The sequence below is a fragment of the Hoyosella sp. YIM 151337 genome (genome assembly GCF_026041215.1).
Classification (GTDB): Bacteria; Actinomycetota; Actinomycetes; order Mycobacteriales; family Mycobacteriaceae; genus Hoyosella.
In genome coordinates this window covers 18,200-38,951 of record NZ_JAPEIQ010000046.1, presented here as the reverse complement: position 1 = coordinate 38,951, position 20,752 = coordinate 18,200, and the positions used below count along the sequence as shown (strand labels likewise).

Genomic DNA, 20,752 nt, shown 5'->3' with positions numbered 1-20,752 from the left:
GCTGAACACATATGTATTCGACGCTATGAGCGCCAAGTATTGGAGCTCTGAACCTTCTTTAAGGAGTTGATGAGAATCGCTGCGACACGCTCGGAAAAAGTGGCTGAGAACACAATTGTGTGGTTTCGGCGCGATTTGCGCACTCGCGATATGCCGACCTTCCTTGCTGCGGCGGCAGCGGCGGAGCAGGCGCTCGGAGTTTTCGTCCTCGACCCCGCACTGCTCGGCCCTGCTGGAGCTCATCGTGTCGCAGCGCTGCATGCCTGCCTGCGTGATCTCGACCGACAGCTCGGCGGGAAGCTGCTCGTCGTGGAAGGCGAGCCGATCCGGGTTATTCCCGGCTTGGCAGAAGCCATTGGGGCGAGCCAGGTGCACGTATCCGCGGATTTCGGGCCCTACGGGGCTGCCCGCGACGAGCAGATCGCGGAAAAGATCGACCTCGTACGTACCGGGTCTCCGTTCGCGGTGTCACCTGGGCGTGTCGTCAAGCAAGACGGCAGTCCCTATCGGGTGTTTACACCGTTCTACCGCAGCTGGCTGGACCATGGCTGGCGCAAGCCGGCGAAAACTGACGCGAGCACAGTGGCGTGGTTAGACCCAGAGGACGTCCGGCAGTTCCGGCGGGCGGAGCTGCCGGACGAAGAACCAGTGTGCGCGGTGGGCGAAGACGCCGCCCAGCGGCAGTGGCGGAAGTTTCTGAAAGCAGACGGCGGTGGCGTGAACGAGTATCACGCGAACAGGGACCGTCCCGATCTCGATGACACCAGTCGTATGTCGGTGCATTTGAAGTTCGGCACGATCCACCCGCGCACGATGCTGGCCGACCTGGCCACTATTGACAGCGACGGGGCGCGAGAATACCGGCGTCAGCTCGCGTGGCGCGATTTCTACGGTGACGTGCTGCACCATAATCCGGATTCAGCGCGCAGAAACCTTGACCGTAAGTTCGATGCGATGCCGCTCGATTCGGGAGATGAAGCGTGGCGATGCTTCCGGGCGTGGTGTGATGGCGAAACGGGTTATCCGATTGTCGACGCTGGAATGCGGCAATTGCGGGCGGAAGGCTGGATGCATAACCGGGTGCGGATGATTGTCGCGTCCTTCCTTGTGAAGGACCTCCACCTGCCGTGGTGGTGGGGTGCGCGGCATTTCATGCGGTACCTCGTGGACGGTGACCTGCCGGCGAATCAGCACGGGTGGCAGTGGGTAGCGGGCTCCGGCACGGATGCATCGCCGTTCTTCCGTATTTTCAATCCGGTGACGCAAGGGAAGAAATTCGATCCGGATGGTGAGTACGTGCGCCGATGGGTGCCTGAACTTCGCAACATCGATGGAGCGAAGGTGCACACGGTAGGCGAGCGGGGTGAGGATGTCACCGGTTATCCGGCGCCGATTGTCGATCACGCGGAGGAGCGGAAGGAGGCGCTTGCGCGTTATGACGAGGTGAAGGCCGCGTCAGCTAACTGATGTCACACACGTAACTCGGGGCCAGGTAAGACCCCTATACGGTTTTCGGAGGCCATGTCTAAACTGTGCATTTCTCATCCATAATCGGACGATGTGTACGTGCCTGTCGATCAGGGGTCATGGGTGCCGGAGCCGACTGAGGCTTGTGTGACAACCTACGTAGCGAATCGACGATGGACGCTGACGGCGTACCCGCCATCCACATACGGATCGCGGTGCCAAGTGGCGAAGCGATGTTCCAGCCGCAGACCCGAGCTTTCGCACCAACCGTCGTAATCATCGAGTGTGAGCGGGGCATCGTCCAAAGGGAGATGGGCGGCATCGAGCCCGAATCCCGCGACCAGTATTCCACCGTGTTTGAGAACCGACGCCAGGCATTCGACCACCTGCTGCTCAGTTCCGCTGGCAACGAGCGGTATCACGTTCCCCGCAGCGACAACGAGATCGAACGTACCGAGGCTCGCCGCGTCAAGGTCTGCTAGGTCACCGTGAATCCAGTTCAATTCGGGAGCGCGGCGCCGCGCGACATCCAGCATCGATTCGTCAAGGTCGACACCTACACAGTGATAGCCGTGTTCCTGCAGCCATATCGCGACCCGTCCGGTACCGCAGCCGGCATCGAGGACACGTGCACCAGGCGCAACGAGTTCCGCGCACAAGCGGGCCTCACCATGCGTGTCCTTTCCGGTAGCAGCGAGCCGCTCGAAGTGGCGCTGATAGTCTTCGCCATTCCGGCCGCCAGGGCCGCCACACGTGTCTTGCCACCTGCTCATATTCGAACCCTCAGGACTAGGCGGGCGCCCCCGAGTGGGCTATCCGCGAGAAATGCTCTGCCACCGTGCAATTCTGCTTGCTGTGCGACGAGCGCGAGACCCAGGCCGGAACCGGGTGCGTGCACGCGCGAACCGCGTGCGAATCGCTCGAACACTCTGTCCCGATCTTCGAGGGGGATGCCGCAGCCGTCGTCGTCGATGGTGATGTCGACGCATCCCTCGGCATTTTCGTCCTGGCCCGAAGCTCCGTCCCGCAGCGAAAGCTCGACACGTTCGGCGCCCCCGTGCCGGACTGCGTTTGTGATCGCATTGTCCACTGCTAATCGCAGGCCCGCGGCGAGCCCTCGAATGACTGTCGGTTCGGCATCGTGCACATGCACTTCAAGCTCAGGATGGAGGCGCTGCGCCTCATGTGCGCTCCGGTAGAGGACTTCAGCGAGATCTACATCCTCGTAGTCGGTTGTGGCGGTGAGGCTGCCTGCGGCGAGCCTCTCGAGGGCGTGCAAGATTTGTTCGATCCGCTTCACCGATTGGAGCGTCTCGGCGATCACTTCACGGCGGTCGGGCTCTGGGGGGTCGAGCGTTTCGAGGACCTCCAGATTTGTTCGCATCGCGGTCAGCGGCGTCCGCAATTCATGAGCCGACACCGCAGCGAAATCCCGCGCGGTGTGCAGTGCCTCTGACGTGCGCTGTTTCTCGCGGCTAATTCGCTCAAGCATGCCGGAGATCGCGGCGGCGAGCTCCTCAGCCTCCCTCGCTCCCGTAACGTGCGGCCGCGGCGTCGCCGTTTCCGGGTCGATAATGCGCGTTTGCCCGGCGAGCTGGCGGAGCGGCCTGATCGCGAATCCGCCAAGCAGCCATCCGAGCCCCGCCGCTGCTGCGATCGCAAGCATGCTCACGAGGATGGTGTTGCGGCGTTCGTCACGTATCTGTTCTTCGGTTGCTTCGGTCGGCGCAGCAACGGAAATCGTGGTTCGCGGACGGTCTGGTACGGCAATCGTACGGACCCGGTACTCGGTACCGTCGATAACTTCCGTCGCGTAGCCTTCCGGCAGTTCCGGGATGGTAACGCGGTGTGCCCGGATGACGACGGGGCCGGCGCGGTACGTCGCTTCATAATCGTCGGGTATCTGCTCGCGGGCCTCGTATAGCGACTGGTTCGCGACTGTTGCGGCAATGGTGCCTACGACGTCGAGACGCTGATCGAGTTGGGCATAGGCTTCCCGTTGCACGCCCGACCAGACGAAGACCGCGACCGTGACCACGACGATCGTCGCGCCGGCCGCTGCCGCAAGCGCGGCGCGCGTAAGCAGGGACGGCGACGCGAGCCTGATCCGTTGCAGGACCCCCCGCCGCCGCATGTTCCGCACCGTGTCGACCGCTCCCTCGCCCGCCACTAGCGTGTCCGCAAAATGAACCCGACGCCGCGCACAGTGTGCAGCATTCGGGGTGCGCCGCTCGCTTCCATTTTCTTCCGCAGGTAGCCGACGAACACATCGACGACGTTCGTGTCAGCATCGAAATCGTAGCCCCACACGATCTCGAGCAGCTGGCGTCGTGAAAGCACCGCGTCACGGTGCCGCATCAGAGTCGTGAGAAGTTCGAACTCCCGCTTGGTGAGGTCGAGCTCATGTCCATCAATCGTCGCGCGGCGCGCGGCAATATCGATTTCTAGTGGTCCAGCGGCAAGCAACTCACGGGGCGCGGTGGCTGGTGTTGTCCCGGCGGGTTGTTCCGGGCGCCGACGGAGCATTGCCCGCACCCGCGCGATCAGCTCGCCCAGCGCGAACGGCTTGGTGAGGTAATCGTCTGCGCCGGCTTCTAGCCCAGCTATCCGGTCGTCGACGGAGCTGCGCGCGCTCAGCACGCATATCGGAATGTCGCTGCCCATCGCCCGTAGCGCGGTCACCACACTCACCCCATCGAGCCGGGGCATCGTCACGTCCAGAACCACAGCGTCAGGCTCGCGGCTGCGGATCGTTCGCAGCGCAGATTCGCCGTCTTCTGCAGTGATCACCTCGAACCCGGAGAGGCGGAGGCCGCGTTGCAGGGACGTGAGGACGTCGGCGTCATCGTCGACCACGAGTACGGTGGCGGAATCGTCCATGGCCACATCCTGCCAGTTCTTTGTGAGGAACAGCTGAAGACAGGCTCACGGCAGCCCAAGCGTGCGGTATCGGTGCAGCCGCGCCGCGTAACGCTTCTGCTCCGGAATCAGCGCCAGGGCTCGTACCTCCCGCGCGATCGCGGCGGCGACGCGCTGGCTGAAGAGAATCGGCTCTGCCGAAGCGTCTGGCTGCTCCGGGATGATTGCGTCCACGATCCCGGAGGCAAGGAGATCGCGCGCGCGAATTCCCTGTTCGGCTGCAATTTCTGGAGCACGGGCGGTATCGCGGAACATGATGGCGCTTGCCCCCTCCGGAGGCAGCGGTGCGAGCCAGCCATTTTCTGCGCACAGCACCCGGTCCGCCGGGAGCACTGCGAGCGCGCCGCCGCCAGTGCCCTGCCCCAATAGCACGGACACTGTGGGGCACTTCAGTGTGACAAGGTCAGCGAGACTGCGCGCGATTTCGCCAGCGAGGCCTCGTTCCTCGGCGTCTTTCGAAAGCGCGGCGCCCACTGTGTCGATGATCAATACGAGCGGCAGGCGAAGTTCGGCGGCGAGGTGCATGCCACGGCGGGCTTCGCGCAGCGCGGCTGGGCCGAACGCACCGGAGTCCCGGGTGAGCGCCCGGTCTTGCGCGAGCACAACGCATGGCGTGCCCCGAACCCGGGCTAAACACAGAAGCATCGAACGGTCGGCCTCTCCCTGACCGGTCCCGCTTAGCGGCGTGAGGGTCGTAGCGCCGTGCCGAAGCACATGGCGGGCCCCTGGGCGCACCGGATTACGAGACGCGACCACGGACTCCCACGCTGGGATGTCTGGGAGTTCATCGAGCACCGGGGCTGGCTCGAGTTCGCCGGGGGCACCCGTGGTTCCGCATACCACGCGCAGCGCCCGGTCGAGAATCGGACGTAACCACCGCACGGGGACCACACCGTCGATGACGCCGCGCTGGTAGAGGTTCTCCGCCGTCTGGACACCTTCTGGAAAGCTCTCCCCGTACAGGGATTCGTACACGCGCGGGCCGAGGAAACCGATCAGTGCGCCGGGTTCAGCGACGGTGATGTGTCCAAGCGAGCCCCAGGACGCGAAGACACCGCCTGTGGTGGGGTGCCGGAGGTAAACCAGGTAGGCGAGGTGTGCGTCTTTGTGGAGCTTGATCGCGGCGGCAATCTTCACCATCTGCAGGAAGGCTACGGTACCTTCTTGCATACGCGTGCCGCCCGACGTGGGTGATGCCAGCAGCGGCAGCCGTTCCGCGGTGGCGCGTTCGATAGCGGCGACGATTCGTTCGGCTGCGGCGACACCCACAGAACCGGCGAGGAAGCGGAACTCACACGCGATCACCGCGACTCGCCGGCCGCGTATTCTGCCCTCACCGGTGCGCACCGACTCGTCCGTACCGGATTTTTGCCGGGCTGCGACCAGATCGTCGTGATACTTCGTGTGGGCGGGCAGGTCGATCGGTGGAGCGTCCCAGGAGAGGTACGACCCCGTATCGAGCACTCGATCAAACAGTTCCTGAGCTGTGGTCGGCACGGTTAGCACGCTACGGGACGGAACGGGGTGGTGCTGTGCGTGTCAGGGAATGAGCGGGCGTGCGTCAGTGTTTCATAGGGGCGTGAGTGATAAGCCAGAGATTCCTTTTGTGACTTTTTCCGACGGCCACGCGATCCCGCAGCTTGGTTTCGGCGTGTGGCAGGTGCCCGACGAGGAGGCGTATCGCGCTGTGGCCACTGCGCTTGACGCGGGATACCGCAGCATCGACACGGCCCGTATCTACGACAACGAACTCGGCACTGGCCGCGCGATCCGCGAGTCAGGAATTGATCGCGGCGACATCTTCGTCACGACGAAACTGTGGAATGAAGATCAGGGCATGACACGCACTCTGCGTGCGTTCGACGATAGCTTGACGAGGATGGGTCTGGAGTATGTCGATCTGTATCTGATCCACTGGCCTAAACCGTCGGAGGGCCTGTACGTGGAGACGTTTAAGGCATTTCAGAAGCTGAAGGCAGAAGGCCGCGTGCGCTCGATTGGCGTGTCAAATTTCCAGATTCCGCACCTGCAGCGGGTCATTGACGAAACCGGCGAAGTTCCAGTGCTGAATCAAATCGAGTTGCACCCAGGCTTCTCCCAGCCGGAGCTACGCGACTTCCACGCTCAGTACGGGATTGTCACTGAAGCGTGGAGCCCGCTCGGGCAGGGCACCATCCTGAATGATCCGCTCCTCACTGACATCGCCGCCGCGACCGGTAAAACCGTCGCCCAAGTGATCTTGCGCTGGCACCTGCAGCTCGGCAATGTTGTGATCCCCAAGTCGGTGACACCAAGCCGGATCCGCGAAAACCTGGCAGTGTTCGATTTTGAACTGACTGACGACCAGGTCGCGGCCATCAGCGCACTGGATGTCGCTAATGGCCGCATCGGGCCGGACCCGGACGTCTTCTGACCTCCGCTGCTTATTCGGGCGCCTGGTCGTCGGGCTCCACCGGCTCGACGGCTTCGCGTTCGGCTGCATTCCCGGGCACGCCCTCTTCAGTGCGCTCTCGCTCGATGCGCTGTTCTTCCTCATCAATGTGCTTGCCTGGGTTCAGGCGGGCGTCGCTCGGGTCCCGAGGCTGATCTTCAGATTGTTTTTCTGCCATAAGGTCACTCTCCTTCGGTTGCCCAAGTCCTGGCCGATCGTCCCGGGCTTGTGTGCACCTTACCTACGACCTACCCGGCGACGCCGCGGCCTAACACCGAGGTCAGTCTGGGGCCAGTTCCTGTAAACCGTGACCGGTCCCGATAGGCTCTGCAGGCATGATCGGCATCACCAGGGACGACGACGTCACCACACTTGAGATACAGCGTCACGAACGGCGCAATGCGCTCAACACTGAGGTTTGTACCGGGATCAGGGACGGAATCCGGTCCGCGGAGGAGTCGGGCGCCCGGGTTGTTGTCATCACTGGCCAGGGCACAGTTTTCTCAGCCGGTGCGGATTTGACGAGCGCCGCGTATGACCGGGATTTTTTGGCTGCGCATTACGGAATGCTCGACGCGGTCCAGAAAACGCCGCTGCCGGTGATCGCGGCGGTCAATGGCCCTGCTGTCGGAGCAGGTGTGCAGTTGGCAATCGCGGCGGATCTTCGCGTCGCGGTGCCCGATGCGTCCTTTATGATTCCAGTGGCGAAGCTGGGGCTGGCAATGGATAACTGGACAATCGCGCGTCTCTCAGAACTTGCCGGCGGCGGCGTGGCCCGGGCGATGCTCATGGGAGTCCAGACAATTACCGCAGAGAATGCTGTTCAGTTCGGGCTGGTGAACGGGATCGGCGATAGTGCGGCGGCGCATGAGTGGGCACGTGAAATCGCTAAGCTGGCGCCGCTTTCGCTCCGGCACATGAAGCTGGTTTTCAATCACATGCCGGATTCCGAACCAACACAGGAACAGCAGGAGGCGCATCGTGCGGCCTGGGCGAGCGCGGACATGGCAGAAGCGCGCGCAGCCCGGAAAGAGAAGCGGCCGCCAGTGTTCCGCGGCGAGTAGCTCCTAGCGAGCGCCGAAAGCGCAGAAGGCACAGACAGCACTGCCGTATCGCTCGATACCGCACGATTTCGGTTCGCGACATACAGTTAGCGGTGTGCTTCGTAAACTGGGCTGGGCTGGGTTAGGAACGGCTGCCGCCGTTAGCACGGCTGGCTTCGCGTGGTCGGTGTGGGAGATGTATCGCGCACTGGGCGCACCGCGTGCGCGAATCCGCCCTTACGCTGCCGGATCGCCGAATTACTGGGGCGGCACGTTTCGCAACGCGGAACCCGCGGTCCCGTTTTCCGCACGCCAGGCACCGGATCTTTTCTTTGCGATTGTGCTCCGGGGCAACACTGGTGCGCCCTCGCGGGAGGTGCCGCTGGCGGTTCCGCTCGCGCCTGCGGCTGCTGCAGAGCTGGCGGCGTCGTGGCTGGGGCACTCCTCGGTGCTTGTCGAGGTCGATGGCTTCCGTGTGCTGACTGACCCGGTGTGGAGCGAGCGCGTATCACCGTCGTCAAGACTGGGACCGCGCCGGATGCACCCTGTCCCGGTGAAAGTGTCGCAGCTTCAGCAGATCGATGCGGTGGTGATCTCTCATGATCACTACGACCACCTCGATCGGCGAACAATTCGTGAGCTCGTGCGACTGCAACCCGCTCCGTTTGTTGTGCCGCTCGGTGTGGGCAGTCATTTGCGCGCGTGGGGCGTGCCGGTTGAGCGGATCATCGAGCTTGATTGGAATCAGGACGTGACGATCGGCGATCTCACGGTTACGTGTACGCCGGCGCGGCATTTCTCCGGGCGTGGTCTCGCGCGTAACGTCACGCTGTGGTCGTCGTGGGTGCTGCGTGGACCGCGCCATTCTGTCTTTTTTGGCGGTGACACGGGGTATACCGACCGCTTTAGTGAGGTCGGTGAGAAGTACGGCCCGTTCGATCTGACACTGCTGCCGATTGGTGCCTACAGCGAGCAGTGGCCGGACGTGCACATGACCCCTGAGGAGGCGGTGCAGACCCACTGTGTGCTGAACGGCACGCCATCTAACGGCGTCTTGCTGCCGATTCACTGGGGTACATTCAACCTTGGCTTTCATCCATGGGCGGAACCGATCGTCCGTTTGATGCAGGCGAAGGAAGCGCAGAGTGTGCGCAGCGTTGTGCCAATGCCGGGTCAGCGTGTTGACCTGCTCAAGCCGCTTCCGCGTAACGAATGGTGGCTGGGCGTGTCGTGAGGACGTCCGGCGTTGGGGGAAGCGCGGAGATGAATCGTTGAGTACGAAGTTCGGTAACGGCGCGGGCGCTTCGATGCGAACCAGCGTTGTCGAATCAGCTGAATTGAATGGGCTGTCTGTTGCCGAGGTCGCGGAGCGGGTAAGCTGTGGTGAGACGAACGACGTTCCCGTCCGTGCTGGCCGCTCAGTGCGGGACATCATCCGGGCGAACGTTTTCACACGGATCAACGCGATTCTTGGCGTCCTCCTGGTCATCGTGCTCGCGACAGGGTCCCCCATCGACGGGTTGTTCGGGCTTCTCATCGTCGCGAACAGCGTGATTGGTCTGGTACAGGAGTTGCGTGCGAAACGCACTCTCGACAAGCTCAGCATCATCGGTCAGGCCAAACCAATGGTCCGCCGTGATGGAGTGAGTGTCGCGCTGCCACCGAACGAGGTGGTGCTCGACGACGTGATCGAACTAGGTGCCGGGGATCAGGTCGTCGTCGACGGCGTCATGCTGGCGGCCGAGGTACTCGAAGTCGACGAGTCGCTGCTGACAGGTGAAGCGGATCCAGTGCCGAAGGGGCCCGGGGCTCAGGTGCTGTCTGGGAGCTTCGTCGTGGCTGGTTCCGGTTCGTACCGGGCTACCAGGGTGGGCCGTGACGCGTATGCGGCGCGGCTCGCGGAGGAAGCAAGCAGATTCACGCTGGTGCGTTCGGAATTGCGCAGCGGGATCAATACCATTCTGCGGTTCATCACCTACTTGCTAGTTCCCGCTGGTCTGCTCATTATTTGCAGTCAACTGTTTATGAGCGAGGAATCGCTGACGGTGGCACTGCGCGGTATGGTGGCAGCTCTCGTTCCGATGGTTCCCGAAGGACTTGTGCTGATGACGTCGATCGCATTCGCGGTCGGTGTCGTTCGTCTGGGCCGACGGAAGTGTCTCGTTCAGGAGTTGCCAGCGATCGAGGGTCTCGCGCGGGTGGACGTTGTGTGTGCGGACAAGACTGGGACGCTTACGGAGAACGGTATGCGGCTGGCCGAGGTTCGGCTGCTTTCCAGTGATCCAGATCTGCATGACGCGGCGGAGCACAATGCGCTCGCCGCGCTGGCTGCTGACGACCCGCGCCCCAATGCCAGCGTGGAGGCGATCTTGGAGGCCTTTCCCGAGCGTCCCGCAGGGTGGCAGCGGACTGCAGTCGCACCGTTTTCGTCAGCTCGCAAGTGGTCAGGGATGTCTTTCGGGAAGCATGGCAACTGGCTGTTGGGCGCACCTGACGTGTTGGTGGCGCCCGATACGGAGGCTGCGAGGCAGGCCGACGAGGCTGGATCCAGTGGTCTTCGTGTGCTGCTGCTCGCGACATCAGACCGTGCAGTTGATACCGCTGGAGCCCCTGGTGTGGTGACGCCGCGCGCACTGGTGATTCTCGAGCAACGTGTGCGGCCCGATGCGCGACCCACCATCGAGTTCTTCGCCGACCAGGGCGTGGAGGTCAAGGTAATCTCCGGTGATAACGCGAGGTCGGTGGGGGCGGTGGCGGGCTCGCTGGGGTTGCGCGGGGGAGCGGCCGTTGACGCGCGCGGACTGCCTGAAACCTCCAAGGAACTGATTGCAACTGTGGAGCACAACGCGACCTTTGGCCGCGTAACGCCGGACCAGAAGCGAGCTATGGTGCAGGCCTTGCAGGCCCAGGGCCACACCGTCGCGATGACGGGCGACGGGGTTAACGATGTGCTGGCGCTCAAGGATGCGGATATCGGTGTCGCGATGGGTAGTGGCAGCCCGGCTTCGCGGTCAGTTGCGCAGATCGTCTTACTCGACAACAGGTTTGCGACGTTGCCGTACGTGGTGGCCGAGGGCCGGCGGGTGATCGGCAATATCGAGCGCGTCGCTAATCTCTTTCTGACGAAGACGGTCTATTCGGTTTTTCTTGCGCTCTTTTTCGGTGGAGCGGGAGTTATCGCGCACCTCCTCGGAAACGGTGCGCTTCCGTACCCGTTCTTGCCGCGTCATGTGACGATCATCGCGTGGTTCACTATCGGTATACCGGCGTTCATTTTGTCGCTTGCGCCAAATTATGAACGCGCCCGTACTGGTTTTGTTCAGCGGGTGATGCGCCGGGCTATACCGTCTGGGGTGATCATTGGTGCGGCGACGTTCACATGTTTTGCTCTGGTGTACGACGCCGCTGGTTCGGTGGAATCACGAGTTCAGGCCTCCACCGCCGCGCTGATAACGCTGATCGCGATTGCCATGTGGGTCCTCGCAATGGTGGCTCGTCCTTATACCTGGTGGAAGGTGGTGCTGATTGGGGGATCGGCGCTGGCCTACGTGGTGCTCTTTTCGAATTCCTTGACTCAGGAAATTTTTCTTCTGGATCCATCGAATCCGCGAATGATCACGATTGCTGCATCGCTCGCTGTACTCGGTATCGTGCTGGTCGAGATTGTGGGTCGTATTGAGCGGCGTATTAGTGAGACATGATGTCTTATGCATCGCTGTTTTCGTGTAATGCAAGGTGGTAATGCCCACACTGAGTAGCGATTTGTCAGGCAGGCTGCGAAAATTGGCGGCAAGCGGGGAAACCCCGACCGATGCGGCGCCAGAGATGCGCCGGAAAGACAAAGGGAGAATGATGAGCGCATTCGACTCCGTCAAGGATCTGGCTGCCAAGGCGCAGACACTCGTTAACGAGAACGCCGCTAAGGCGCAGACCCTCGTCAACGAGAACACGGCCAAGGCGAAGAGCCTGCTCGTCAGCAAGAAGGGTGACATCGACGCTGCCGTCGACAAGGCTGCTTCGTTCGTCGACACCCAGACCAAGGGCAAGTTCAGTGCTCAGGTCAGCAAGGTCCAGGAGACCGCCAAGAAGGTCGTTCCTGCGGAATGATTCTTTGAGGCACTCGCCTCTGGATGGTCGGCTCGATAGCCGACTCGTGCGTAAAGGCCGCGATTCCGGTTTTCCGGGATCGCGGCTTTCGCGTTCTGCGGCACAGAGCCTGACGGCGTCGTTCTCGATTTCGTCGGGGAGCGTCGCTGAACGTGCCAACTCGGGCATAAATCGGCACACTCGACGGGGTGAGTCCACGACTATCGCCAGCCCGCCAATTCCTAGCCGCGGGGTGCGCGGCTGCCCTTCTCGCGCTGCCAGCATGCACCATCGGCGACGTGGACGACGATGCGTCGCCGTTTGCCCCAACTGAGACGCAGGCGGAGTACGCGGAATCGGATGTGGAGGTCGACGAGCGCGGCGCCGTATTGGAGGCGGCTCCGTTCGCCGACCTTGATGCGGGGATCGCGAGCCGGGTGTCGGAGGCGCAGCGAATCACGTACCGGTCGACATCCGGCCTTAGCGGGGGCCCATCGGAAGTGACTGGCGCGGTGTTTGTGCCGAACGGTCCTGCGCCTGAGAGTGGCTGGCCAGTCGTCTCATACGCGCATGGCACAACAGGGGTAGCGCCAGAGTGCGGCCCCTCGCAGTACCCAGACATGCTAGGCCAGGCCGCCCGGATCAATTCACTCCTCGATCGGGGATACGCGGTTGTGGCCTCGGATTACGAAGGGCTTGGAGCTGGCGGGCCGCACCCGTACCTCGAGCCTGCGACGGCCGCCTTCAATGTGATCGATGCTGTGCGTGCGGCGCGGGAAGTAAACGATGCACTTAGCGCACAGTGGCTCGCTGTTGGAGTGTCGCAGGGCGGGCAAGCCGCATGGGCGGCGAGCGAGCAGGCGGAGGCCTACGGTACGGGACTGGAATTCCTCGGTGCTGTGGCGCTAGCGCCTGCGGCTGATCTCACGCCCATCGCTGAGCCTGACCCGCCATGGGAACTCGATCTGTTCCAGCTGGGCCTCCTGCCGTACGTCCTTGCAGGATTTCAGGCCGCGGATCCTTCTGTGGATCTCGACGACTATCTGCGCGGCCCGCTCGCGGGCGGCTTTGGGGCACTCGAGGCGTGCACTCACGACGGGTGGCTGAACTCAGCCCTCACGCTCATGCAGAGTTCGCGAGACGACATTGGCCCGTTTACCGAGGATGCGACAACGGCGATTCGGCAGTGGCTCGACGATATCGCGTTGCCCCGGCACGTATCGGACGGGCCTTTGCTCGTGCTGTACGGCGACCGTGACGCTGTGGTACCACCGGCGTGGACGGCGCAGGCAGTGCGCAATGCGTGTGACCTCGGCACCCCGGTGGAAGAGGTAGTCGTGCCTGGGGCAGACCACTTCAACCTCAACGGCACTCAGGAAGTTCTGGATTGGCTTGACAATCGACTGCGTGGTGTCGATCCCATTTCCACGTGCTGACCTGGTGTCTTTAAGGCGGATCAATCTAACCAAAAGGCTGAAGTTAATCCTCATTAGGCGGTATTGTCAGCCGGTGATGGCGCGTGATTGCCATCACTTTTATATTTGATAAAATCTGCCGAGCAGGCGTGAGTGACCGCGAACGACCATTCGGGCCACCGTGAGACCACGTCGCGAGGATGAGGAGCAACCAGTGACGATCGAGGTCGTTTCGTCCAAGCGTGGGGCGGTTCCCGACGCCGTCAACGAAGTCGGAGCGCTGGTGACGTTTTCGGCGCAAACGGTGCTGACGGGCGCGCGGGCGATCGCGCTGCGCAGGTTTCCGCTGGCAGAGACACTGAATCAGGCGCAGTTTCTGTTTCGGGTGTGCACGATTCCGGCACTGCTGCTGATGATTCCGATTGGTGTGCTTACCGCCGTGATTGTGGGTGGTCTCGCCACCCAGATTGGGGCGGCGGGTTACTCGGGAGCGGTGGTCGCCTTCGTCATCATCGGGCAGGCCGCGGCGCTGGTGACTGCCCTGATGATGGCCGGTGTGGGCGGGTCCGCTATCTGTGCGGACATGGGTTCACGCACCATTCGCGAAGAGGTCCAGGCTCTGCACGTCATGAGCGTTGACGTCATCGAACGCGTTGTTGTTCCCCGAGTTTTCGCTGCGATCTTCGTCGCGATCTGCATGGTGGGCATGGTGACGTTTGCCGGTGTCTTCATCACCTTCGTGAATCAGGTTCTCGTTGTGGGAGAGTCGCCGGGAGCGTTTCTCATGACGCTGACATCTTATGGCCGGGTCAGCGACTTCATGATGGCGATTATCAAAGCCACCTGCTTTGCGATCGTCTCCGCGCTGATTTGCGCTTTCAAGGGGCTGCACGCCAAAGGTGGGCCGGCCGGAGTCGCGAACGCCGTCAATGAGGCTGTGGTGCTCGCGTTCATCGCGGTGTTTGTCGTCAACGTCGTGCTGTCCCAGCTGTACATCACGCTCGTTCCGGCAGTCGGGGAGTACATGTGATTATTTCGCACTCGACTCGGCACCGGATCCAGCGATTCGCGGGCAAGTTCAGCGCTATTCCACGCGGGTTCGAAGTCGTCGCTATGCACATCGCGTTCGGTGTGAAGATGGTTGCCGGCATCCCTACCGCCCTAGTCCGGTATCGCAAGGTCATTGTCCGTGAAGTCAGTGACGTCAGTTTCGGTTCCACCGCGATTCTCTCCGGTGGCGGCACGATAGGCGTGGTCATCGCAATGTCGGGAGTGGCCGCGATGCTGCTCGGGATCGAGCTGTTCCGCGGTCTGGAACTGCTCGGCTTCACAGCGCTTTCCGGCATGGTATCGGCGATCGCGAATACTCAAGGCGTCGCACCGATCGTTGCCGCGATCGCATTGGCCGCGAAAGTGGGGACCGGCTTCACAGCCCAGCTGGGCGCGATGCGGATCTCCGACGAGATCGACGCGCTCGACACCCTCGGTGTGAACTCGACGATCTACCTGGCGAGCACGCGCCTGATTGCGATGGTCGTCGCGATCATCCCGGTCTATATGGTCGGTTTGCTATCGGCGTACCTCACCACGCGTTTCACTATTGTTGTGCTGCGCGGCGAATCCGGTGGTACGTACGACTACTACTTCCAGCAATCGCTGTCACCGAGCGCGCTCGCGTCGTCGATAACGATGGCGGTGGTGTTTGCGATATTCGTCGCGGTCATCCACTGCTCGTACGGGTATCACGCCTCGGGCGGGCCTGAAGGTGTCGGTCGGGCGGCTGGCCACGCGCTGCGGACAAGCATCCTCGTCATCGGCATGTCGGCCGTCGTACTCACTTTTGGCCTCTTCGGGCTCACACCGTCCGTCCCAGGTATGGGGGTGGAGTGATGCGCGCCTGGGCTCGCCGCGCGGCAACGTCGCGCGTTCTGCAGGGCATGATCGCGACGATCCTCATCGTTGTGATCAGCATCTTGGTGGTTGGCAGGGGGACTGGCATGTACGACCGCCGCCCGATGGTGTCGACGATCCTGCCCACGAATGCGGGTTTTCTGATCGGCAACGAATTCAATGTCCGCTACCTCGGCGCGACGATCGGGAAGACGGCGTCGGTTGATCAGGGCGTCGAATATACGCATGTGGACATGCGAATCGACGGCGACGCGCTGCCGAGGATCCCGCGCGGCACTACCGTCCGGGTCGCGCCGCGCACGATCTTCGGCGATACCGAGCTGGTCCTGGTTCCGCCGGAAAGCCCGCCCGGGCCGGGGCTGCAACCTGGTGACGTGCTGGCGGTCGATGCCTCTGACGAAGCAGTCCAGTTGTATGGGCTGTACGACGAGGTCATGGGGCTGGTGCACGCGCTCAACCCGGCAGACCTCAACGTGGCTCTCACGGCGCTGGCGCAGGCATTCGACGGCCGCGGCAACCAGTTTGGTGAACTCATCACTCGTTCAGCGAACTTCACGGATTCCTTTGCCCCTGCGATTGGGGAAAACGTCATCCGGGATTTCAGTCGTGTTGCCCGCAACTTCGATGGCGGCACTCCCGACACGATCGCAGCGTTCAACGAGGCGACGCTCCTTTCGGAGCGGATTCTGCCGCGTCGCGATCGGGTGCCTGAAGCGCTGGAAGAATTCGCGGGTCTCTTCGGTTCGGTGAGCACACTCTTCGGGCCGCGCGCGAACTCGTTCGTCGTTGTTGTCAAGGGTGCGGATGGCGGTCCTGCGTTCAGCACGCCCGGTACACGCGGCACGATGCTTTCTGAAGTGCTGCAGCAGCTCGTTCCCGTGGGTGAAGCGGCGGCGCCGTCCTTCCGGACTGGGCGGTTCAATATCGTCGCGGTGCCAGACTTCTCCGATCCCATGCCCTATACAGCGAATGAGTGTCCCCAGTACCCAGGGCTCAGCGGGCCCACCTGCCCCGCTCCGGGCGTGGTAGTTCCACCGCGCCAGTCCACGCCGTCCACAGTTCGTGAGATCGAGGCGATACCAGGGAATTTCGCTGCCGTACTCGATGATGCGGACGTAGTGCGAATGCTCGAAGACGAGTTGACCGGACCCCGTAATGACGCTTCCGCCAACGGAGGTTCTGGACCGAGCGCGGCCGCGAACATGCTGCTGCGTCCACTGATTCGCGGCAACATCATCGAACTACTGGAGAGCGAATGAAATTCAGTTGGGGCGCCGCGGTGGTAGTCGGAGCGTTCATCATGGTCGCACTTCTCGCGGGCGCAAGCATTTGGCAGACACTTGCCCGGCCGGTGCCCGGGCAGGCCGTCACCTATCACGCCGAGTTCACCGATATCACCGGTTTGATGGTGGGTAACGACGTCACGCTTGCGGGCGTTCGCGTCGGCAAAGTCAGCGACATTACCTTCACGCGGACACCGGAAGGAAGGGAACACGCGCTTGTGGGCATTTCAATCGCGCGGGAGCACCCGCTGCCCGAAAACGTCAGTGCGGCAGTTCGTTTCGCTGACATGCTGGGTGTCCGCTACCTGGCGCTGACGGACCCCGACACTACCACGGCGCAGCTCGAGCCGGGGGCGACCATTCCGCTTTCGCAAACCCGTGAGCCCGTTGACGTTACCGAACTCTTCAACGGCTTCAAACCGTTGTTCGCGGCTATCGAACCGGAGCGGCTGAACGACATAGCTGCCGCGGCAATAGCTGCTTTGGAAGGTAACACCGACGCGCTAGAGACACTCATGATCGGCACCGTGGATGCCGCCGGAGTGTTCCTGGAACGGTCCGCGCTGATCAGCACCCTGGCCGACGACCTGGCGGTGGTGCTAGACACCGTCGCCGCGCACGAGACAGATGTCGAAGCCGCGTTCGGCGCCGTAACACTGCTCACAGAGCGTATCGCGGCACAGAATGACGACGTCATCGCCATCCTCGAAGACGGCTCGCTGACAGCAGACAATCTCGCCGAGTTCCTCACCGGAGCATCGTTTGACGAACTCGATGCAACCATCCGGGAGGCGAAAACCATGACGGACACCTGGATCCCGAACACGGACACATTCGTGGGACTGCTCACCTCGCTGGACCGGATCACTGCCGCGGTCAACATGATCGGCGACTACGGTTCATGGCTCACGCTGTACCTCTGCACGCTGAGTCTCAAAGTCGACGGCGTTGAGGTCGACGTGTTCCAGCTTGTGGGCGGCGGCCATTCGGCGGTGTGCCGATGAACCTGGTCACGTCATTGTGGCGCACGCTCACCACGTCCGGAGCAACCACGCTGCGGGTGCGCCGTCCCGGAATTATCGGGCTGGTGGGCATTGGTCTCGTGCTGGCACTCTTCGCTGGAGCCAGTGCGCTGCCACAGGTGACTTACCTGTTGCGTACCAGCTCGTACAGTGTCGAACTCGAGGAGTCTGGCGGGCTCACGGTCGGGAACCCGGTGTATGTGGCGGGTGTCCCTGCAGGCAAGGTCGACCGCATCGTCCTCGACGGACCCTTGGTACGCGCTGATTTCCGGGTCGAGCGGCGTGTACAGCTTGGCGAGCGCACTACCGCCGCAGTCAAACTGCGCACCGTTCTCGGCAAAATGTATCTCGAGGTGAAGCCGAACGGAACCGGTGAGCTCGAGGACGCGACGATCCCGCTCGCACAGTCCAGCGTGCCTTTCAGTATCGATGCCATCGCTCGGGCCGCTTATGAATCTACCGACGGTCTCGACTTCGATCAGCTGGGTCAACTCACTCAGCTCACGGTCGATTCATTGCCGGAAGACTCGGCGGTGATGCGGGACGCGATCACCACCCTGAACGCAACCGCGGCGCTGATCAATGACAGCGGCGACCAAATCGAGCAGGTCCTCGTACTTGCACGCGATGTCGGTCGTACCGTTGATGCTCAGCAAGCCAACTTCGACTCGCTGCTCGTGCACGGTGCAACGATTCTGCAGACACTCGCTGACCGTCATCAGATGCTGATTCGGCTGAGCCAGGGACTGGAGACTGTCGCGGCACAACTCGACGAGTTGCTGGAGGACCGGCCGGGACTTGTCTCCAACCTTGTGAGTGTCACGCAAACCCTCGCGGAGCAAGCGGCCAACCTCGAAGCAATCATCGAGAAAGGCGCGCCGACGTTCCGGAAGGTCGCCGATGTCACAGGCCACGGCCCATGGGTGGACGTCAATACCCCGACCACGATCATCCCTGACAATCTGCTCTGCTTGCTCGGTGCGCTCGAAGGGTGCCAGTGATGACCAACCTGACTTCCGCCCGCAGCTACCGCGGCAGTGTGCTTCGGATACTCGCCCTAGTCCTCGTCATTGCGCTGGTGTTTGCGATCGTGTGGTTCGCGTTCCTTCGTGAAGACCGCAAACATATGGTCGCGGAGTTCACATCCGCGTCCGGAATCTATCCCGACAGTCCGGTGCAAGTGCTCGGTATCGAAGTGGGCCGGGTGACGTCCGTGGCAGCCCTTGGTGACCACGTCCGCGTTGAAATGCGCGTCGACCGCGACATAGCGATCCCTGCGGACGCCGAAGCGTACATCGTGAACAGGTCGATTCTCGCTGATCGCTACATCGCGCTGTCCCCGCGTTACGCCGGTGGCCCTGAATTCCCCGACGGGGGCACAATTCCGCGGGAGAAAACCCATGTCCCCATCGCCTTTGATGACCTGCTGCAGTCGTTCCACCATCTCGGCGAGGCGTTGAGCACTGGCGCCGGCATCGGTGGCGCGATCGACCGTGTCGCTGCCTCATTCGAGGGGCTCGGGCCCGACACCAACGCGATGATCCGGGAAGTGGCCGCGGCGTCCCGTATTGCTGGCGCGCACACTGCCGAACTTGACGAAATCATTAGGGTGCTCGGTGACGTCGCTCGCCTCGTCTCCGACCGTGAACAGGAAATCCGCAGCTTCGCAGCAAGTCTCGCGATCCTCAGCGAACAAACCGTGGCCGAGGAAGCGAACATCGCCGAGTTCATGACATCGTTCCAGGGGTTCTTTGAAGAGATCGACATACTCATCGACGAACGCGGCGACAGTCTTCCCGTGGTGCTCGACAATATCCGGACTGTAGTCGATTCGGTTTCCGCGAAACCCAGCGAGCTCGCGGACATCATCGATGTTCTGCCACTGGTCATGCAGAACATCGACAACCTCATCGGAGATGACCAGCGGGCACGCATTCGCCTCAACGTTGCTTCAGAGCTGCAGCAGCTGTCGGGTCTGCAGGGCGAGGGCGTGTGTGGTCCGGTGCCTCCGCCCATCTGTACCGGTATGGGGCTCACAAACCCGATTTCGTTGCCCATCAGCCTGTCGGATCCGCTTGGCATCCGCGGCATTCTTCAGGCGGGGGGCCGGTGATGGCGGTGCTGAAAACTCTGAAACGTTCGTTTATTGCGGTGGTCGCGGCGGTGACGGTGGCCGGCTGTTCGGTGGGCCTCGATCAGATACCTACTGACTGGGCGCAAGGCGGAGACACGTACACCGTTGATGCCGTTGTCCAGAGCGCGGATCTGCTCACCGTCGGCAGTGAAGTTCGTCTCGGTCAGCGAATGATCGGCCGGATCAGTGACCTACGCCCAGAAGGCAGCCAAGCCGTGCTCACCATGCGCCTCGAGCGCGAGACTGAACTGCCCAGCAATGTGCGGGTTCGAGTCGAGTTGCCCACGCTGCTGGGGAACCCATACGTGCGCGTGCAGATGCCCGCCGAGCCGTCAGCTCTGACGCTCGACGAGGGCAGCGTCATCACCCGTGACGCCACCGAACTCGGGCCAGAACTCGAGTCGAGTATCGCCGCGATTGGCCTGGTTCTGCAGGCAAGCGGAATCGACCAGCTCGAGATCGTCGTGCGAGAGGCCGCCGACGCGTTCCGCGGGCGCGGCGACGATTTCGCCAGCCTTGTTGATTCGCTGATCGTCATCATGGACACGATCAGCACGCAGCAGGCGGAAATTGACGCAACCCTTACTGCGCTGGCCAGCACCACCGCACAGCTTGCAGATAACCGTGCCAATTTTGAGCGTGGCCTGGAAAGCTCAGGGCCGATGCTCGACGTACTCGCCCAGCAGGAGCAGCAGATTGGTGTATTCGTGGACCGGTTCGCTACGGCGAGCGTGGACCTCGCAGAGTTGCTGAGTCACACCGAAGCAGAGCTGCCGAAGTTTCCAGCGCGCCTACAGGGCGTGGTCTCGGCCTTTGAATCCGTCAACCATGAACTCAGGCACTTGCATGTCATCCTCGCCGAGTTCCTGGATGGCTTCGCCAACGCCCAGCATGGTGATTATCTCCGGTTCGACGGAACGTTCGACATCCCAGAATCACTGGCAAAGGTGCTGCTAGGCACCCGCGCCGACGATCCGGCGGCGACAGTCGATCCGGACGAGTTGATGCGGTTGCTCACAGGGGGTACACGGTGAGAAAAGC

19 protein-coding genes are annotated in these 20,752 nt (G+C 62.3%); 14 read left to right on the top strand and 5 right to left on the bottom strand.

Annotated features, from left to right (window positions below; translation table 11 throughout):
- Window positions 1-69 precede the first annotated feature (69 nt).
- Window positions 70-1,467: a deoxyribodipyrimidine photo-lyase gene (locus ONR57_RS22080; RefSeq protein ID WP_265125864.1), complete on the top strand. Its 1,398-nt coding sequence runs from the start codon at window positions 70-72 to the stop codon at window positions 1,465-1,467.
- A gap of 155 nt (window positions 1,468-1,622) precedes the next feature.
- Here ONR57_RS22080 and ONR57_RS22075 read toward each other — a convergent pair whose 3' ends face one another.
- The 4 genes from ONR57_RS22075 to ONR57_RS22060 are packed head-to-tail and all read right to left on the bottom strand — an operon-like array spanning window position 1,623 to window position 5,883.
- On the bottom strand, window positions 1,623-2,240 hold the full coding sequence (locus ONR57_RS22075; protein ID WP_265125863.1) for a bifunctional 2-polyprenyl-6-hydroxyphenol methylase/3-demethylubiquinol 3-O-methyltransferase UbiG: 618 nt from the start codon (window positions 2,238-2,240) through the stop codon (window positions 1,623-1,625).
- Entirely contained in the window at window positions 2,237-3,601 is a 1,365-nt protein-coding gene (locus tag ONR57_RS22070; RefSeq protein ID WP_265125862.1) for a sensor histidine kinase KdpD, read from the bottom strand. The genes ONR57_RS22075 and ONR57_RS22070 overlap by 4 nt, the downstream gene beginning before the upstream one ends.
- Window positions 3,602-3,636: 35 nt before the next feature.
- Entirely contained in the window at window positions 3,637-4,347 is a 711-nt protein-coding gene (locus ONR57_RS22065; protein ID WP_265125861.1) for a response regulator transcription factor, read from the bottom strand.
- A gap of 45 nt (window positions 4,348-4,392) precedes the next feature.
- Window positions 4,393-5,883, bottom strand: coding sequence for an acetyl-CoA carboxylase carboxyltransferase subunit alpha/beta (locus tag ONR57_RS22060; protein ID WP_265125860.1), 1,491 nt, complete (start codon window positions 5,881-5,883; stop codon window positions 4,393-4,395).
- Between the two features lie 109 nt (window positions 5,884-5,992).
- Between ONR57_RS22060 and ONR57_RS22055 the strand changes: the two genes are divergently transcribed.
- Window positions 5,993-6,799, top strand: coding sequence for an aldo/keto reductase (locus ONR57_RS22055; protein WP_265125954.1), 807 nt, complete (start codon window positions 5,993-5,995; stop codon window positions 6,797-6,799).
- 10 nt (window positions 6,800-6,809) lie between these two features.
- On the opposite strand, the gene ONR57_RS22050 is transcribed toward ONR57_RS22055, so the two are convergent.
- A complete protein-coding gene (locus ONR57_RS22050; RefSeq protein ID WP_265125859.1) occupies window positions 6,810-6,995 on the bottom strand; it encodes a hypothetical protein in 186 nt (61 codons plus the stop codon).
- A gap of 157 nt (window positions 6,996-7,152) precedes the next feature.
- Here ONR57_RS22050 and ONR57_RS22045 point away from each other — a divergent pair, with 157 nt between their 5' ends.
- The 12 genes from ONR57_RS22045 (at window position 7,153) to ONR57_RS21990 (ending at window position 20,745) form a co-directional block, all read left to right on the top strand.
- The gene (locus ONR57_RS22045; protein WP_265125858.1) at window positions 7,153-7,881 is read left to right on the top strand and encodes an enoyl-CoA hydratase; all 729 of its coding nucleotides are present in this window, start codon (window positions 7,153-7,155) and stop codon (window positions 7,879-7,881) included.
- A 175-nt stretch (window positions 7,882-8,056) separates the two neighbouring features.
- Window positions 8,057-9,094, top strand: coding sequence for an MBL fold metallo-hydrolase (locus tag ONR57_RS22040; protein WP_265125953.1), 1,038 nt, complete (start codon window positions 8,057-8,059; stop codon window positions 9,092-9,094).
- A 73-nt stretch (window positions 9,095-9,167) separates the two neighbouring features.
- Window positions 9,168-11,561 (top strand): HAD-IC family P-type ATPase, encoded by a 2,394-nt coding sequence (locus ONR57_RS22035; protein ID WP_265125952.1) that lies wholly within the window; start codon window positions 9,168-9,170, stop codon window positions 11,559-11,561.
- A gap of 40 nt (window positions 11,562-11,601) precedes the next feature.
- Window positions 11,602-11,967 carry an antitoxin gene (locus ONR57_RS22030; RefSeq protein WP_265125857.1) on the top strand — a complete coding sequence of 122 codons (366 nt, stop codon included), beginning with the start codon at window positions 11,602-11,604 and terminating at the stop codon, window positions 11,965-11,967.
- Window positions 11,968-12,155: 188 nt separating this feature from the next.
- Window positions 12,156-13,382 carry a S9 family peptidase gene (locus tag ONR57_RS22025; RefSeq protein ID WP_265125856.1) on the top strand — a complete coding sequence of 409 codons (1,227 nt, stop codon included), beginning with the start codon at window positions 12,156-12,158 and terminating at the stop codon, window positions 13,380-13,382.
- 193 nt (window positions 13,383-13,575) lie between these two features.
- Window positions 13,576-14,391 carry an ABC transporter permease gene (locus ONR57_RS22020; protein WP_265125855.1) on the top strand — a complete coding sequence of 272 codons (816 nt, stop codon included), beginning with the start codon at window positions 13,576-13,578 and terminating at the stop codon, window positions 14,389-14,391.
- A complete protein-coding gene (locus ONR57_RS22015; protein WP_374116512.1) occupies window positions 14,391-15,251 on the top strand; it encodes an ABC transporter permease in 861 nt (286 codons plus the stop codon). The genes ONR57_RS22020 and ONR57_RS22015 overlap by 1 nt, the downstream gene beginning before the upstream one ends.
- A complete protein-coding gene (locus ONR57_RS22010) occupies window positions 15,251-16,531 on the top strand; it encodes an MCE family protein (protein WP_265125854.1) in 1,281 nt (426 codons plus the stop codon). The genes ONR57_RS22015 and ONR57_RS22010 overlap by 1 nt, the downstream gene beginning before the upstream one ends.
- Window positions 16,528-17,559, top strand: a complete 1,032-nt coding sequence (locus tag ONR57_RS22005; protein WP_265125853.1) for an MlaD family protein — start codon at window positions 16,528-16,530, stop codon at window positions 17,557-17,559. Before ONR57_RS22010 ends, ONR57_RS22005 begins: the two co-directional genes overlap by 4 nt.
- A complete protein-coding gene (locus ONR57_RS22000) occupies window positions 17,556-18,578 on the top strand; it encodes an MCE family protein (protein ID WP_265125852.1) in 1,023 nt (340 codons plus the stop codon). The genes ONR57_RS22005 and ONR57_RS22000 overlap by 4 nt, the downstream gene beginning before the upstream one ends.
- A complete protein-coding gene (locus ONR57_RS21995; protein ID WP_265125851.1) occupies window positions 18,578-19,690 on the top strand; it encodes an MCE family protein in 1,113 nt (370 codons plus the stop codon). Before ONR57_RS22000 ends, ONR57_RS21995 begins: the two co-directional genes overlap by 1 nt.
- A complete protein-coding gene (locus tag ONR57_RS21990; protein WP_265125850.1) occupies window positions 19,690-20,745 on the top strand; it encodes an MCE family protein in 1,056 nt (351 codons plus the stop codon). The genes ONR57_RS21995 and ONR57_RS21990 overlap by 1 nt, the downstream gene beginning before the upstream one ends.
- The last annotated feature ends 7 nt before the right edge of the window (window positions 20,746-20,752 follow it).

Excerpts from the sequence above, each read along its gene's own strand:
- ONR57_RS22080 (WP_265125864.1), top strand. The coding sequence starts at position 70 with ATGAGAATCGCTGCGACACGCTCGGAAAAAGTGGCTGAGAACACAATT.
- ONR57_RS22075 (WP_265125863.1), bottom strand. The coding sequence starts at position 2,240 with ATGAGCAGGTGGCAAGACACGTGTGGCGGCCCTGGCGGCCGGAATGGC.
- ONR57_RS22070 (WP_265125862.1), bottom strand. The coding sequence starts at position 3,601 with ATGCGGCGGCGGGGGGTCCTGCAACGGATCAGGCTCGCGTCGCCGTCC.
- ONR57_RS22065 (WP_265125861.1), bottom strand. The coding sequence starts at position 4,347 with ATGGACGATTCCGCCACCGTACTCGTGGTCGACGATGACGCCGACGTC.
- ONR57_RS22050 (WP_265125859.1), bottom strand. The coding sequence starts at position 6,995 with ATGGCAGAAAAACAATCTGAAGATCAGCCTCGGGACCCGAGCGACGCC.
- ONR57_RS22045 (WP_265125858.1), top strand. The coding sequence starts at position 7,153 with ATGATCGGCATCACCAGGGACGACGACGTCACCACACTTGAGATACAG.
- ONR57_RS22040 (WP_265125953.1), top strand. The coding sequence starts at position 8,057 with ATGTATCGCGCACTGGGCGCACCGCGTGCGCGAATCCGCCCTTACGCT.
- ONR57_RS22035 (WP_265125952.1), top strand. The coding sequence starts at position 9,168 with ATGCGAACCAGCGTTGTCGAATCAGCTGAATTGAATGGGCTGTCTGTT.
- ONR57_RS22030 (WP_265125857.1), top strand. The coding sequence starts at position 11,602 with ATGCCCACACTGAGTAGCGATTTGTCAGGCAGGCTGCGAAAATTGGCG.
- ONR57_RS22010 (WP_265125854.1), top strand. The coding sequence starts at position 15,251 with ATGCGCGCCTGGGCTCGCCGCGCGGCAACGTCGCGCGTTCTGCAGGGC.
- ONR57_RS22005 (WP_265125853.1), top strand. The coding sequence starts at position 16,528 with ATGAAATTCAGTTGGGGCGCCGCGGTGGTAGTCGGAGCGTTCATCATG.
- ONR57_RS22000 (WP_265125852.1), top strand. The coding sequence starts at position 17,556 with ATGAACCTGGTCACGTCATTGTGGCGCACGCTCACCACGTCCGGAGCA.
- ONR57_RS21995 (WP_265125851.1), top strand. The coding sequence starts at position 18,578 with ATGACCAACCTGACTTCCGCCCGCAGCTACCGCGGCAGTGTGCTTCGG.
- ONR57_RS21990 (WP_265125850.1), top strand. The coding sequence starts at position 19,690 with ATGGCGGTGCTGAAAACTCTGAAACGTTCGTTTATTGCGGTGGTCGCG.